Raw genomic sequence first — 14,972 nt, 5'->3', positions numbered from 1 at the left:
GATGAGTCCGGGAAAACTTGTCTGAACGCTCAGGCTAAACGTCGGGCAAGTTGTCCGAAGTGTCAGGACTCAAACTGGTGCACTGCATTTATTTTTGTCGGTGAACCCGCAACCGCAGCACAACTTCAAGCGGCTGATTTCACATAGGAAATCTTGCTCATATTTCCATCCTGTCAAGTGCGTCAAAATGGTGAGCAGCCTCACCATTTTGGTGATTTCCATTATTTATCCTTATTTATCAATAGCTTGAAATAGCTATAAGCTTATAAAAAATATTCTTGATCATTCTTGAAATCGCGACTAGTTTCTATTCCTGACAGCGATGACAGGAATACGAACTGCGCCGCTGTACTTCAATAAAACATCTAGAACCGGCACAAGTCGGTCATGCCTGCGAGGAATCCGGAATGTCTCTGTTGATCCGTGGCGCCACCGTTGTTACCCATGATGAAAGTTACCGCGCCGACGTCTATTGCGCTGACGGCGTGTTCAAAGCCATTGGTGAAAACCTCGATATTCCCGCCGGCGCAGAAATGCTCGACGGTAGTGGCCAGTACCTGATGCCCGGCGGCATCGATCCGCATACGCATATGCAACTGCCGTTCATGGGCACCGTTGCCAGGGAGGATTTCTACAGCGGCACCGCTGCCGGCCTGGCCGGCGGCACCACGTCGATCATCGACTTTGTGATTCCCAACCCGCAGCAATCGCTGATGGAAGCGTTTCATCAGTGGCGCGGCTGGGCGCAAAAGTCTGCGTCGGACTATGGCTTCCACGTCGCAATCACCTGGTGGAGCGAGCAGGTGCGCGAGGAAATGGCCGAGCTGGTCAGCCACCACGGCATCAACAGCTTCAAGCATTTCATGGCCTACAAGAACGCGATCATGGCCGCCGACGACACTCTGGTGGCGAGTTTCGAGCGCTGCCTGGAACTTGGTGCGGTGCCGACCGTGCACGCGGAAAATGGCGAGCTGGTCTATCACCTGCAACGCAAGCTGATGGCCCAGGGCATTACCGGGCCGGAAGCGCATCCGCTGTCGCGGCCTTCGCAGGTCGAAGGTGAAGCCGCGAGCCGGGCGATCCGCATTGCCGAAACCATCGGCACGCCGTTGTACCTGGTGCACGTTTCCACCAAGGAAGCTCTGGACGAAATCACCTATGCCCGCAGCAAGGGCCAGCCGGTTTACGGCGAGGTGCTGGCCGGGCACTTGCTGCTTGACGACAGCGTCTATCAACACCCGGACTGGCAGACCGCCGCCGGCTACGTGATGAGCCCGCCGTTCCGTCCACGCGGCCATCAGGAGGCGCTGTGGCACGGGCTGCAGAACGGCAATCTGCACACCACCGCCACCGACCATTGCTGCTTCTGCGCCGAGCAGAAAGCCGCCGGCCGCGACGACTTCAGCAAGATTCCCAACGGCACCGCCGGTATCGAAGACCGCATGGCGGTGTTGTGGGATGAAGGCGTCAACTCCGGGCGATTGTCGATGCAGGATTTCGTCGCGCTGACCTCCACCAACACCGCGAAGATATTCAATCTCTATCCACGCAAAGGTGCGATCCGCGTGGGCGCCGACGCCGATCTGGTGCTGTGGGATCCGCAAGGCACGCGGACCATTTCCGCCAAGACCCACCATCAGCAGGTGGACTTCAACATCTTCGAAGGCAAGACCGTGCGCGGCGTGCCGAGCCACACCGTCAGCCAGGGCCGCGTGGTCTGGGCCGACGGCGACCTGCGCGCCGAACGCGGCGCCGGACGCTACATCGAACGGCCGGCCTACCCGGCGGTGTTTGATTTGTTGAGCAAGCGGGCGGAGTTGCACAAGCCGACTGCCGTTAAACGCTGACCCCTAGTGATCGTTCCCATGCTCTGCGTGGGAATGCAGCCCGGGACGCTCTGCGTCCCATTGGAACGCAGAGCGTCCCTTGAGGCATTCCCACGCAGAGCGTGGGAACGATCAACCACTGCCCATCAGAGGCAGCACCTCAATTAGCCATGAGGCCATAAACCGTGATCGAAACCCTGAACCACCTCCCCCACCCGCACGAAAGCGCGGCCGCCCTCGCCGGCCATTTCACTGATCTGGCGCCGCCGCTCAATGCCCGGCAAGCGCATCTGGAGGCCTCGCGCTGCCTGTATTGCTACGACGCGCCTTGCGTCAATGCGTGCCCCAGCGAAATCGATATCCCGTCGTTCATCCGCAACATCCATCAGGACAACGTCCAAGGCGCGGCGCAGAAAATCCTTTCGGCAAACATCCTCGGCGGCAGTTGCGCGCGGGTCTGTCCAACGGAAATCCTCTGCCAGCAGGCCTGCGTGCGCAACAACGCGCAGGAATGCGCGCCGGTGCTGATTGGTCTGCTGCAACGCTATGCCGTGGACAACGCGCATTTCGCCGAGCATCCGTTCCAGCGCGCCCCGGTCACAGGCAAACGTATCGCCGTGGTCGGCGCCGGGCCGGCCGGGTTGTCCTGCGCCCATCGCAGCGCAATGCACGGGCATGACGTGGTGATTTTCGAAGCGCGGGAAAAGGCCGGCGGGCTTAACGAGTACGGCATTGCCAAGTACAAACTGGTCGACGATTACGCGCAGAAGGAGCTGGACTTCCTTCTGCAGATTGGCGGGATAGAAATCCGCCACGGCCAGAAACTCGGTGCAAACCTGACCCTCAGCGAACTGCATCAGCAGTTTGACGCGGTATTCCTCGGCCTCGGCCTGAATGCCAGCAAGCAACTCGGTCTGGCCCACGAAGACGCGCCGGGCCTGCTCGCCGCCACCGACTACATCCGCGAACTGCGCCAGGCCGATGACCTCACGCAACTGCCCTTGGCCGAACGCTGCATCGTTCTCGGCGCTGGCAACACGGCGATCGACATGGCCGTGCAAATGGCTCGCCTCGGCGCGCGCGACGTCAATCTGGTGTATCGCCGTGGTGCGGCAGACATGGGCGCCACCCACCATGAGCAGGACATCGCCAAAGCCAATCAGGTGCGATTGCTGACCTGGGCGCAACCGGAGCAAGTGTTGCTCGATGATCAGGGCCGCGTGCGCGGCATGCGTTTCGCCCGCACCGATCTGGTTGAAGGCCGTCTGCAAACCACCGGAGAAACCTTTGAGCTGGCTGCCGATGCGATCTTCAAAGCGATCGGCCAGAGCTTCGATGACAGCACCCTCAGTGATCCGTTGGCGCGCGAACTCAAGCGTCAGGGCGAACGCATCGAGGTCGATGAACACCTGCGCACCAGCGTCCCCGGCGTGTATGCCGGCGGCGACTGCACCAGCCTCGATCAGGACCTCACCGTGCAAGCAGTGCAGCACGGCAAACGCGCCGCCGAGGCGATCAACGCTCAACTGATGCTCAACGTGGAGGCTGCGTAAATGGCCGATCTCTCGATAGTCTTCGCCGGCATCAAAGCGCCCAACCCGTTCTGGCTGGCCTCCGCGCCACCCACCGACAAGGCCTACAACGTGGTCCGCGCCTTCGAAGCGGGCTGGGGTGGCGTGGTCTGGAAAACCCTGGGTGAGGATCCGGCGGCGGTCAACGTTTCCTCGCGTTATTCGGCGCATTACGGCGCCAATCGCGAAGTGCTGGGCATCAACAACATCGAACTGATCACCGACCGTTCGCTGGAAATCAACCTGCGCGAAATCACTCAGGTGAAAAAGGATTGGCCGGATCGCGCGCTGATCGTGTCGCTGATGGTGCCGTGTGTCGAGGAATCGTGGAAACACATCCTGCCGCTGGTCGAGGCCACTGGCGCCGACGGCATCGAACTCAACTTCGGCTGCCCCCACGGCATGCCCGAACGCGGCATGGGCGCAGCGGTCGGCCAGGTGCCGGAGTATGTCGAACAGGTGACGCGCTGGTGCAAGACGTACTGCTCGCTGCCGGTGATCGTCAAACTCACCCCGAACATCACCGACATCCGCGTCGCTGCCCGGGCGGCGCATCGTGGCGGCGCCGATGCGGTGTCGCTGATCAACACGATCAACTCGATCACCAGCGTCGACCTGGACCACATGGTCGCCCTGCCCACCGTCGGCAGCAAAAGCACCCACGGCGGTTATTGCGGTTCGGCGGTCAAGCCGATTGCGCTGAACATGGTCGCGGAAATTGCCCGTGATCCGCAGACCCAGGGTTTGCCGATCTGCGGCATTGGCGGCATCGGCAGCTGGCGCGACGCCGCTGAGTTCATGGCGCTAGGCAGCGGTGCGGTGCAGGTGTGCACGGCGGCGATGCTGCATGGTTTCCGCATTGTCGAAGAGATGAAGGATGGCCTGTCGCGGTGGATGGACAGCCAGGGTTACGCCAATATCGCCGAATTTTCCGGCCGCGCCGTGGGTAACACCACGGATTGGAAGTACCTCGATATCAACTACCAGGTCATCGCAAAGATTGACCAGGAGGCGTGCATTGGTTGCGGGCGTTGCCACATCGCTTGTGAAGACACCTCACACCAGGCGATCGGCAGTCTGAAACAGGCCGACGGTACGCATAAATATGAAGTGATCGATGAGGAATGTGTGGGCTGCAACCTGTGCCAGATCACCTGCCCCGTGGCCGACTGCATCGAGATGGTGCCGATGGACACGGGCAAGCCGTTTCTGGACTGGAATCATGATCCGCGTAACCCCTACCACGTCGCAGTCTGAAAAACCCCCTCACCCTAGCCCTCACCCCAAGGGAGAGGGGACTGATTGGGGGATGCTGACAAACTTCGCCGACCTGAAAGAGTTGTTGTGAATCCATAATCGACACGGTCTTTCAGGTCGATGTACCTCTCAATACACCTCGGTCGGCCCCCTCTCCCTCTGGGAGAGGGCTGGGGTGAGGGTAAGCCCTTGATGGTGCTCTTCAAGGCTCCAGCCCGATCCCGCGCAAAATCACCCCCGTCACTGTCTGCACCGCCCGCTCGAACTGCATATCCGACAACGGCTGGTGATCATTGAGAATGTTCACCTGATGATCGAAGTCGGCGTAGTGCTGGGTCGACGCCCAGATCATGTACAGCAACCCCGACGGCTCCACCGGCAGAATCCGCTTGTCCTCGACCCACTGGCGAATCTTCGCTTCCTTCATCTTCGCCCAGTCATACAGGCTCGCATCCAGCGCCTCGCCCAGGGTCGGCGCGCCGTGGATGATCTCGTTGGCCCAGACTTTCGAGCCATAGGGCCGGCTGCGTGAGTGGTTCATCTTGGCGCGGATGTAGCTGCTCAGCACCACGCGCGGGTCGTCGAACATCTCGAAGCACAGCGCGTCCTGCTTCCACACTTCCAGCAGATCGAACAGCACTGCGCTGTACAGCTCGCTCTTGGTGCTGAAGTAGTAATGCAGATTGGAACGCGGCAACTGCACCTCGGCAGCGATGTCCGCCATGGCGGTGCTGCCGAAGCCTTTTTCGGCGAAAACCTTTTCCGCCGCCAGCAGGATTTTCTCGACGTTACTGCGGCGAATTTCGATCTTGTGATTGCCCATGTGGGCTCCCTGACAACAGCGTTGCGCAAGACTAGCATCCGCTCTGATCCGGGCGCGACCGCCGCCAACAAAACTTCGCAGGTACAAGCGCTATGGCACAGCGCTCACACCGATAGGCGATGGTTCACTCACGCCCAGATTACCTTCGACCTGCCCGGCCATGTGCAACGTGCCGGCCATCACCCCCGTGGTCGGGTTCTGCAGCAGTTTCTGCCAGGCCTTGTCGAAGGTGTTGCCGAGGCTGCTGCGAATCAGCGCTTCGCTGTCGGGGCGGTCGTTGGCCTGGATGATGGCGCGAATGCCGGCCACGCCGACCGAAATCATCGCCCCGGCGAGTTTACCCGCCGCTGCCGCCACCGCACTGGCGGCGCCGCGCGGGGCCATTTCTGCCTCGATGCGTTGGCTGGCGCGCTTGGCCACCGGGGCCATCGCTGCGTCGGTGGAGGAAATGCCCTTGACGCCGCCGTCGGTGTGGATCTTGTCGATCAGTGCGGCGTACGCCGGGAGGGTGTTCAGCGGCTCGGTGCTGATGACTTTGAACAGCGAAGCATCCCGCGCCGGCGGCGGGCCCAGGGCGATGGCCGGGATCTTCTGCAAACGCCCATTGAGCTGCGCAATCGGCACACCATGACGCTGGGCGATGAGCGGCATCTGCTGCGCCATCAACTGCGCGTAGAACGCCGTGGCCTGCGCCAGGATCGCATCCGGATCAATCTCCACGGCAACCGGCGCGAGGACCTTTTCCTGATATTGCTCAAGCAGATACGCCGCCAGCCGTTTCGCCGAAGCGTCCTGCTCGCCGCCGGCGCTGATCGTGTACCAACTGACCTTCATCGACAGCCATTCCTGGGTCCAGTAGCTGCTGAACCAGGGGATGAAAATTTCTTCAGTTTGCTGATAGACCCGAGTGCGCCAATGTTCCATCGAGCCACGGGCGAACAGCTTGACCTGCTCGGTGGCCTGCTGCGAAGCGCTGAGGATCTCGCGGTCGATCTGCTGCCAGGTTTGCGCCGACACCACCACCGCCTGCGGCGCACTCACCGGTGCCCGGGCCGAGGTGGCGCAGCCGGCCAGCAAAAGCAGTGCGGCGACGACCAGCGCTCGTGGGTTCACGGTGGTGGTGTCCTTTGGCTTGGGGAGGGGCAGGTTTGAGTATAGGTGGGTCAGTCGATTTCGATGCTGAAGGTTCCGGCCTCTTCGCGAGCAGGCTCGCTCCCACATTTGAAATGTGTTGCACCTGTGGGAGCGAGCCTGCTCGCGAAGGCGCCATCAGCCCCACTGCAAATGCTCAACCATCACCGACATCGATATCCACCATCGCCACGATTGCCTTCCGCCCTCCCATGATGAAAGGCACGATTGACTCATCCGAAACACAACGAGGCGTTCACATCATGATCCACACCCAAGTCACCCTCTCCGTGAGTTTCCCGGTGTTCGGCAGCAACTACTACCAACAGCACGTCGTGCCGCGCAAGGCGCAGACGCTGGTGTTCAACAAGGATTTCGACGATCTGCTGATGCCCGCCGCCAGCAACCATTTCAGCAATGAAGTGGTCGGCCTCAACGATCAGTTCCGTTTTCTGAGCGACATACTCGCCACCCATTTGCTCGATCACGAGGCCCCGGTGCCTGCGCGATCCCGCGTCCAGGCGAACGCTCGTTTTTTCAGCTGAAGGCTGATGCACAGAGGGCGTTCCTTTGACGGGAACGCCCTCTTCATTCAATCAGTCATCATCGCGATCACGGTGATAACGACGGCCATCGCGGCGGTCGTCATCGCGGTCGTCCCAGCGCCGGTCATGGTCGTAATAGCGGCCGTGGTCGCGGTCGTAGTGCCGGCCATGCCGGTGGTCATCATCAAAATCCGCAATACAGCCGCTGAGCAATACGGCGGCGGTCACAGTGAGCAGCATGGTTGTCGCTTGCTTCATTCAACACTTCCCTAAAACCCAAGGTCTTGACGACGGAAATCGCCACGCTGCCCGCGTCTTCGGGACGCAGTGCGCGCAGCCGCAGATACGACCGGGCCAAAGCGCGTTGATTCAGTGGCCACTATCGACCGTTTGTCGGCTTGTTCGTCGCAGCCGAACAGCGGCGTAACGCCACCTATACTGCTTGCAACCTACCCCCATGCAATGGATCTGCGCCCTCAATAACAATAAGCAGAGGTGGATCATGGTCTGGCAGCAAATCTACGACCCGTTCGGCAACCCGGTACTCTCCACGCTGATGGCCGCAGTGCCGGTGGTGGTGATGCTCGCGGCGCTGGCGTTCTTTCACGTCAAGGCGCATCTGGCGGCGCTGTTGGCGCTGGCGTCCGCCCTGCTGATCTCGATTTTCGCCTTCGACATGCCGGCGGGCATGGCCGGTTCGGCGGCGTTATTCGGCGCGGCGAATGGCTTGCTGCCGATCGGCTGGATCGTGCTCAACATCATCTTTCTGCATCGCCTGACCACCGAAAACGGTTCGTTCAAAGTGCTGCAGGACTCCCTAGCACGCATCACCGATGATCGACGCTTGCAGTTGCTGCTGATCGCCTTCTGCTTTGGTGCATTCTTCGAAGGTGCGGCAGGCTTTGGCACGCCGGTGGCGGTGACCGGGGCGATTCTGATCGGCCTGGGTTTTTCGCCATTGGCCGCATCCGGCCTGGCGCTGATCGCCAACACCGCACCCGTAGCTTTCGGTGCGCTGGGCACGCCGATCATCACCCTGGCCAAAGTCACCGGGCTGGACGAGATGGAGCTGTCGATGATGGTCGGGCGGCAGCTGCCGTTCTTCTCGGTGCTGGTGCCGTTCTGGTTGATCTGGGCCTTTGCCGGGTGGCGCAAGATGCTCGAGGTGTGGCCGGCGATTCTGGTGGCCGGGGTGAGTTTCGCCATCCCGCAATTTCTCGTCTCGAACTATCACGGGCCGATGCTGGTGGACGTCATCGCTGCGCTGATTTCCATGGCCTGCCTGACGCTGTTCCTCAAGGTGTGGAAACCGGCGACCATCCACACCTCGGCAGCGTTGTCCGGGCGCGTCGACAACTCCAAGGTCGACGAAGAAACAGTCACCGCCAGCGCCGCGTTCAGCGATCAGGCGCGCCCGGCAGTGATGCGTGCGTGGATGCCGTGGATCATTCTCACGGTGTTCGTGTTTGCCTGGGGCACGCAGGGCTTCAAGAACATGTTCGATACGCGACCGGTGATCGACCCGGTCACGCAATCGGCCAAGCTCGACCCGCAAGGCAAACCGGTGCGCGAGGCCAATCCGATCTTCGCCCCGGCGCTGACCTTCACCGGTCTGCACCTGCAAATCGAGAAAGTACCGCCGGTTGTCGCGGCGCCGAAAGCCGAGGAAGCGATTTACAAGTTCACCTGGCTAACCGCCACTGGCAGCGGGATTTTGCTGGCGGCGATTGTCGGCGGTCTGCTGATGGGGTATTCGATCCCGCAACTGATCAAGCAGTACCTGCGCACATTGTGGGTGGTGCGGTTTTCGTTGATCACGATTGCGGCGATGCTGGCGCTGGGCTTCCTCACGCGCTATTCGGGGCTGGATGCGACCATGGGCCTGGCGTTTGCGGCGACGGGGATTTTCTACCCGATGTTCGGCACGCTGCTCGGCTGGCTGGGGGTGGCGCTGACCGGTTCCGATACCGCGTCAAACGTGCTGTTTGGCGGCTTGCAACGGGTGACCTCGGAACAGCTGGGTATCAGTCCGGTGCTGATGGCGGCAGCGAACAGTTCCGGTGGGGTGATGGGCAAGATGGTCGACGCGCAGTCGATCGTCGTCGCCTCCACCGCGACCCGTTGGTATGGGCATGAGGGCGAGATTCTGCGTTATGTGTTCTTCCACTCGATCGTGCTGGCGATCCTGGTCGGCGGGCTGGTGACGTTGCAAGCGTATGTCGCACCGTTTACCTCGATGGTGGTGGGTGGGCATTAGATTCAGAGTGAACGCGTCGGCCTCATCGCTGGCAAGCTGAACTGGTCAAGTAATCCCAGACACCGGTTACGGTGTTTTAGGCAGCTTTTTGCTCCATCGCTATTGGCGACAGATAACTGTTGTAGCTGTGAAGCCGGGTGCGGTTGTAATACACGAAGAAACGCACCATGTCGGTTTCTGCTTCATCGATCAGGCTGTAGCCGCTGCGAGGCACCCATTCTGATTTCAAGGTTCCAAAAAAACGCTCTGTCGGAGCGTTATCCCAGCACTGGCCACGATGACTCATGCTTTGCAAGATGCCATGGCTCATTAGTTCTTGTTGAAACTTGCGACTGGTGTATTGGCAACCCTGATCCGAGTGAAACATCAGTCCCGGCGGGCATGTTCGTATCTGTGTCGCCATGCGTAACGCCTTGCTGACCAAGTTAGCGTCATTGACCAGCGAGAACGCCCAACCAATGACCCGGCGAGCAAACAAGTCGATCACAATGGCTAGATGAACCCAGCGCTTGCCCACCATCAGACTGGTAACGTCTCCACACCAGACCTGATTAACCGCCGTTGGCTTGAAATTTCGTTTGAGTAGATTGGGTGCGACAAATGCTTCAACTCCCCTGGATCTAAATGGATGCGGTTGGCGCTGTTTGCTGACAATGTTTGCCTCTCTCATTAGCGCTCTGACAAGACTCCTTCCCGCCGCTATGTTTTGGGCCTGCAGACCTTTGCTGATCATTCTGGAGCCCATGGCACCCCGGCTTTCGCTGTGCAGTTCAACCACTTTCAGCTTGAGTTCTTCGCGTTTTATCTGTGGCTTGGCTAGCCGCTGAAGCCACTCGTAAAAGCTGCTGCGCTTCACATCGAAAACACGGCACAGAGTGGCAGTCGGAAAAGACTCTCTTAGCTCCGCGATCATCGAAAACGATCGGGATCCGACATCAAGAGAGCAGTAGCCTTTTTTAAGATATCGGCTTCCATCTCCATGCGTTTGATCTTGGCTTTCAGCTCCTGAATCTCGCGCTTGTCTTCGGTAATCGCTTTAGTGCCATTGACCGGCTGTCCTTCGCGCTCTTTGCGAACTTGGTCCACCCACCGCCTTAAGGCAGTAGGGCCTATATCTAGCGATGCGCAAACGTCTGGAACCGGGCAGTTGTCGTCAAGCACCATGCTGGCAGCACGCAGCTTGAATTCGCGGGTATAAATCTTTCTTTCGTTCATGAAACCTCCAGATTGGCGAAATCATATCGCCCTTAAGAGGTGTCCGGAATTATTAGGCCAGTTCAAGCCAGCTCCCACAGGTTTTGATGATGTAAATGCAATTGGATTAACAACTCGGGACCCTGTGGGAGCTGGCTTGCCAGCGATAGCGGTGTGTCAGTCGAATCAGTATTAACTGACACACCGCTATCGCGAGCAGGCTCACTCCAGGGTTTTTGTGTGATCTGCGGATTGATGAGCTCAGCACATAACTCTTTAGCGCAAATCCGACAAAACCTTTTCCCTCCCGCTGCGGTCACTCCTTTTACGAGACTGGCATGCATGCCGGCGCGCCCGTTTGGGCCTTTTGCAATCCTGCCGCCCGATGAGAGAAAAGGAATCGAACCATGCCGATTTCCCGACGCAACTTCATGATCCTCGGCGCCGTAACCGCGACGGCGTTCGCCATGCCCCCCTTTATTAGCCTCAAGGCCTACGCGGCCAGTCTGGAGCAACCGGCCATGAGTAAAGTGACCCTGCAAGTCAACGGTAAACCGCAAACCCTCGAAGTAGACACCCGCACTACCCTGCTCGACGCCCTGCGCGAACACCTGCACCTGACCGGCACCAAGAAAGGCTGCGATCACGGCCAGTGCGGCGCCTGCACGGTGATCGCCGACGGTCGGCGGATCAACTCCTGCCTGACCCTGGCGGTGATGCACGACGGCAGTGAGGTGACCACCATCGAAGGCCTCGGCATGCCGGACAAGCTGCACCCGATGCAGGCCGCCTTCATCAAGCACGACGGTTACCAGTGCGGCTATTGCACCCCTGGGCAGATCTGCTCGGCGGTCGCTGTGCTCAAAGAAATCCGCGACGGCATTCCCAGCCACGTCAGCCCGAGCCTGACCGAGCCGCCGAAGCTGATTGCCGCCGAACTGCAGGAGCGCATGAGCGGCAATATCTGCCGCTGTGGCGCTTACTCGAACATCATCGAAGCCATCACTGAAGTCGCGGAGGTGCCGGCATGAGAGCCTTCAATTACAGCCGCGCCGACTCGCCTGCCGCAGCCGCTTCCCAGGCTGCGCAAGTCGAGGGCGCCAAGTTCATCGCCGGCGGCACCAACCTGCTCGACCTGATGAAACTCGACATCGAAACCCCGGTGCACCTGATCGATATCAACCACCTCGGCCTGGACCAGATCGAAGCCACACCCGAAGGCGGACTGCGCATCGGTGCGCTGGTACGCAACACCGATCTGGCCGCCGACGCGCGCGTGCGCAAGGACTACGCCCTGCTCTCCCGCGCCTTGCTCGCCGGGGCTTCCGGGCAGCTGCGCAACATGGCGACCACCGCCGGCAACCTGCTGCAACGCACCCGCTGCCCGTACTTTTACGACACCCACCAGGCCTGCAACAAACGCAACCCCGGCAGTGGCTGCGCGGCGATCGGCGGGGTCACCCGGCAACTCGGAATCATTGGCGTCAGCGACGCTTGCATCGCCACCCACCCGAGCGACATGGCCATCGCCATGCGCGCGCTGGATGCGCAGATCGAAACGGTCAAGCCTGACGGCAGCACGCGCAGCATTCCCATGGCCGATTTCCATCAATTGCCGGGCAACACGCCGCACATTGAAACCAGCCTCACACCCGGTGAATTCATCACCGCCGTGACCCTGCCGGCGCCGGTTGGCGGCACGCACATTTATCACAAGGTGCGGGATCGCTCGTCCTACGCGTTTGCCTTGGTCTCGGTCGGTCTGATCCTGCAAAAGGATGGCACGGGCCGTGTCGCCGTCGGCGGCGTTGCGCCGAAACCGTGGCGGGTCGAAGCCGCTGAAGTGCTGTTGCCCAAGGGCGCCAAAGCGGTCAGCGAACGCCTGCTCGAAGGCGCAACACCCACCGATGACAACCAATTCAAACTGACACTGGTCGAGCGCACGCTGGCTTCGGTGTTGGCGCAAGCGAGGGAAACCGTATGAAATTCGACACGCCCGCCACCACCAATCCCATCGACCGCCTGAAGGTCGTCGGCCAGCCCACCCAGCGCATCGAAGGCCCGTTGAAAACCAGCGGCCAAGCCACTTACGCCTACGAGCAACATGAGGCGGCAGCCAATCAGACCTACGGTTTCATGGTCGATTCGGCGATTGCCAAAGGGCGGATCATAGCCATTCATCTCGACGAGGCCAAAGCCGCACCCGGCGTACTCGCACTCGTCACTGCCGAGAACGCCGGCAAGCTAGACAAAGGTGATTACAACGCCGCGCATCTGCTCGCCGGTCCCGAGGTACAGCACTACCAGCAAGCCGTTGCATTGGTGGTTGCCGAAACCTTCGAACAGGCCCGCGCCGCTGCGCAATTGGTCAGGGTCGATTACGAGACCAGCGAAGGCAAGTTCGATCTCGCCAGCGTCAAAGACCTCGGCGTCGAGCCGAAAGACGAGTTGCCGGACGTCAATCACGGCGACTTCGACAAGGCCTTCACCGCCGCGCCGGTGCAGTTCGATCAGACCTACACCACACCAGACCAGTCCCACGCGATGATGGAACCGCACGCCACACTGGCCGCGTGGAAAGGCGATCAACTGACCGTATGGACGTCGAATCAGATGGTCGCCTGGAGTGTCGGTGACATCGCGAAAACCCTCGGCCTGCCGAAGGAAAAAGTCCGATTGGTCTCGCCGTACATCGGCGGTGGTTTCGGCGGCAAGCTGTTCATCCGCGCCGACGTGATCCTCGCCGCTCTCGGCGCGCGCATGGCGGGGCGGCCGGTGAAAGTCGCCCTCGCCCGCCCGCAAATGGCCAACAACACCACCCATCGCCCGGCAACGATTCAGCGCATCCGCATGGGCGCCACGGCGGACGGCAAACTGACCGCCATCGCCCATGAAGGCTGGTCAGGCAACCTCGCTGACGGCAAGGTCGAACTGGCCGCGCAACCGAGCCAGTTGCTCTACGCCGCAGAAAACCGCCGCGTCAGCATGCGCCTCGCACCGCTCGACCTGCCTGAAGGCAACGCCATGCGCGCGCCGGGTGAAGCGCCGGGGCTGATGGTGCTGGAAATCGCCATGGACGAAATGGCCGAACAACTGAAGATGGACCCGGTGCTGTTCCGCATCGCTAACGACACACAAGTCGACCCGGTGAAAACCGAGCGGCCGTTCTCCCAACGCCAACTGGTCAAATGCCTGCAGATCGGCGCGGAGAAATTCGGCTGGGATCAGCGCAAGGCGCAACCGGGCAGCCGTCGTGAAGGCCGCTGGCTGATCGGCATGGGCGTGGCGGCGGCGTTTCGCAACAACCTACTGGTCAAGTCCGGCGCCCGCGTACGCCTGGAGCGCGACGGCAAGGTGGTTGTCGAAACGGACATGACCGATATCGGCACCGGCAGCTACACGATCATCGCGCAGACCGCTGCCGAGATGATGGGCGTTGGTCTCAATGATGTGGTGGTGCGTCTGGGCGATTCGGACTTCCCGGTGTCGGCCGGTTCCGGTGGCCAGTTCGGCGGCAACTGCTCGACCGCCGGGGTCTACGCCGCGTGCGTGAAATTGCGCGAAGCGGTGGCGGCCAAGCTGGGCCTGGCGGCGGATCAAGCGGAGTTCGCCGATGGTCAGGTGCGCGTCGGCAGCAAGAGCCTGCCGCTGCGCAACGCGGCTGAAGGCGGCGCATTGGTCGGCGAGGACAGCATCGAATTCGGTGATCTGGCCGAGAAGTATCAGCAATCGACCTTCGGCGCGCACTTCGTCGAAGTCGCCGTCGATGCCGCCACTGGCGAAGTTCGCGTACGGCGCATGTTGGCGGTGTGCGCTGCGGGGCGAATTCTCAACCCGACGTCGGCGCGCAGTCAGGTCATCGGCGCGATGACCATGGGCGTCGGCGCGGCGTTGATGGAAGAGCTGGCGGTGGACAAGCGCCTGGGCTTTTTCGTCAACCATGACCTGGCTGGATACGAAGTGCCGGTGCACGCCGACATTCCGCATCAGGAAGTGATCTTCCTCGAAGAAACCGATCCGATTTCGTCGCCGATGAAGGCCAAGGGCGTGGGTGAATTGGGGATTTGCGGCGTGAGTGCGGCGGTGGCGAATGCGATTTACAACGCCACCGGCGCGAGGGTGCGGGAGTATCCGATTACGCTGGACAAGATTCTTGATTCGTTGCCGGAGATGATCTGAAGCGAAAAGCCCCTCATCGGAACGCCGCCCGCCTAGCCCTCTCCCAAAGGGAGAGGGGACCAATCCGGGTATATTCAGGATGTGCAGCGACGTGAAAGTCTTCTGTGTATCCATAATCGCAACGGCAAGTTCAGGTCGATGCACATCGCAAGACACCTCGGTCGGCTCCCACTCCCCCGGGAGACGCCT

14 protein-coding genes are annotated in these 14,972 nt (G+C 60.7%); 8 read left to right on the top strand and 6 right to left on the bottom strand.

Annotated elements, in window-relative coordinates; all coding sequences use genetic code 11:
• Positions 1-69 precede the first annotated feature (69 nt).
• Positions 70-222: a hypothetical protein gene (locus JWU58_RS11480; RefSeq protein ID WP_178083612.1), complete on the bottom strand. Its 153-nt coding sequence runs from the start codon at positions 220-222 to the stop codon at positions 70-72.
• A gap of 185 nt (positions 223-407) precedes the next feature.
• On the opposite strand from JWU58_RS11480, the gene hydA reads away from it, so the two are divergent.
• The 3 genes from hydA (at position 408) to preA (ending at position 4,654) form a co-directional block, all read left to right on the top strand.
• Positions 408-1,847 carry a dihydropyrimidinase gene (hydA, locus tag JWU58_RS11475; protein ID WP_206421985.1) on the top strand — a complete coding sequence of 480 codons (1,440 nt, stop codon included), beginning with the start codon at positions 408-410 and terminating at the stop codon, positions 1,845-1,847.
• 164 nt (positions 1,848-2,011) lie between these two features.
• Complete coding sequence (locus JWU58_RS11470) at positions 2,012-3,379, top strand: NAD(P)-dependent oxidoreductase (protein ID WP_206421984.1); 1,368 nt, start codon at positions 2,012-2,014, stop codon at positions 3,377-3,379.
• Positions 3,380-4,654, top strand: coding sequence for an NAD-dependent dihydropyrimidine dehydrogenase subunit PreA (preA, locus tag JWU58_RS11465; protein ID WP_071172797.1), 1,275 nt, complete (start codon positions 3,380-3,382; stop codon positions 4,652-4,654). It abuts the gene before it with no gap.
• A gap of 202 nt (positions 4,655-4,856) precedes the next feature.
• Here the strand turns inward: preA and JWU58_RS11460 are convergent, their stop codons facing one another.
• Both JWU58_RS11460 and JWU58_RS11455 read right to left on the bottom strand, forming a co-directional pair.
• Positions 4,857-5,477 carry a TetR/AcrR family transcriptional regulator gene (locus JWU58_RS11460; protein ID WP_024013291.1) on the bottom strand — a complete coding sequence of 207 codons (621 nt, stop codon included), beginning with the start codon at positions 5,475-5,477 and terminating at the stop codon, positions 4,857-4,859.
• A 90-nt stretch (positions 5,478-5,567) separates the two neighbouring features.
• Positions 5,568-6,590, bottom strand: coding sequence for a hypothetical protein (locus JWU58_RS11455; protein ID WP_206421983.1), 1,023 nt, complete (start codon positions 6,588-6,590; stop codon positions 5,568-5,570).
• Positions 6,591-6,871: 281 nt separating this feature from the next.
• Here JWU58_RS11455 and JWU58_RS11450 point away from each other — a divergent pair, with 281 nt between their 5' ends.
• A complete protein-coding gene (locus JWU58_RS11450; protein ID WP_125926934.1) occupies positions 6,872-7,153 on the top strand; it encodes a hypothetical protein in 282 nt (93 codons plus the stop codon).
• Between the two features lie 51 nt (positions 7,154-7,204).
• Here JWU58_RS11450 and JWU58_RS11445 read toward each other — a convergent pair whose 3' ends face one another.
• Positions 7,205-7,411: a hypothetical protein gene (locus JWU58_RS11445; RefSeq protein WP_016775135.1), complete on the bottom strand. Its 207-nt coding sequence runs from the start codon at positions 7,409-7,411 to the stop codon at positions 7,205-7,207.
• Positions 7,412-7,655: 244 nt separating this feature from the next.
• On the opposite strand from JWU58_RS11445, the gene JWU58_RS11440 reads away from it, so the two are divergent.
• Positions 7,656-9,410: an L-lactate permease gene (locus JWU58_RS11440; protein ID WP_110601004.1), complete on the top strand. Its 1,755-nt coding sequence runs from the start codon at positions 7,656-7,658 to the stop codon at positions 9,408-9,410.
• Between the two features lie 76 nt (positions 9,411-9,486).
• On the opposite strand, the gene JWU58_RS11435 is transcribed toward JWU58_RS11440, so the two are convergent.
• Together JWU58_RS11435 and JWU58_RS27260 are read right to left on the bottom strand one after the other, a co-directional pair.
• A complete protein-coding gene (locus tag JWU58_RS11435) occupies positions 9,487-10,323 on the bottom strand; it encodes an IS3 family transposase (protein ID WP_241196157.1) in 837 nt (278 codons plus the stop codon).
• Positions 10,320-10,625, bottom strand: a complete 306-nt coding sequence (locus tag JWU58_RS27260; protein ID WP_225927690.1) for a transposase — start codon at positions 10,623-10,625, stop codon at positions 10,320-10,322. The genes JWU58_RS11435 and JWU58_RS27260 overlap by 4 nt, the downstream gene beginning before the upstream one ends.
• A 386-nt stretch (positions 10,626-11,011) precedes the next feature.
• Between JWU58_RS27260 and paoA the strand changes: the two genes are divergently transcribed.
• The 3 genes from paoA to paoC are packed head-to-tail and all read left to right on the top strand — an operon-like array spanning position 11,012 to position 14,783.
• Positions 11,012-11,635: an aldehyde dehydrogenase iron-sulfur subunit PaoA gene (paoA, locus tag JWU58_RS11430; RefSeq protein WP_016775137.1), complete on the top strand. Its 624-nt coding sequence runs from the start codon at positions 11,012-11,014 to the stop codon at positions 11,633-11,635.
• Positions 11,632-12,588 carry an FAD binding domain-containing protein gene (locus JWU58_RS11425; protein WP_206421982.1) on the top strand — a complete coding sequence of 319 codons (957 nt, stop codon included), beginning with the start codon at positions 11,632-11,634 and terminating at the stop codon, positions 12,586-12,588. The genes paoA and JWU58_RS11425 overlap by 4 nt, the downstream gene beginning before the upstream one ends.
• A complete protein-coding gene (gene paoC / locus JWU58_RS11420) occupies positions 12,585-14,783 on the top strand; it encodes an aldehyde oxidoreductase molybdenum-binding subunit PaoC (RefSeq protein ID WP_206421981.1) in 2,199 nt (732 codons plus the stop codon). The genes JWU58_RS11425 and paoC overlap by 4 nt, the downstream gene beginning before the upstream one ends.
• Positions 14,784-14,972 lie beyond the last annotated feature (189 nt).

The organism is Pseudomonas atacamensis, from assembly GCF_017167965.1.
GTDB lineage: Bacteria > Pseudomonadota > Gammaproteobacteria > Pseudomonadales > Pseudomonadaceae > Aquipseudomonas > Aquipseudomonas atacamensis.
Note: the sequence above shows the minus strand (reverse complement) of the source record. Positions and strands in the feature narration are given on the sequence as shown.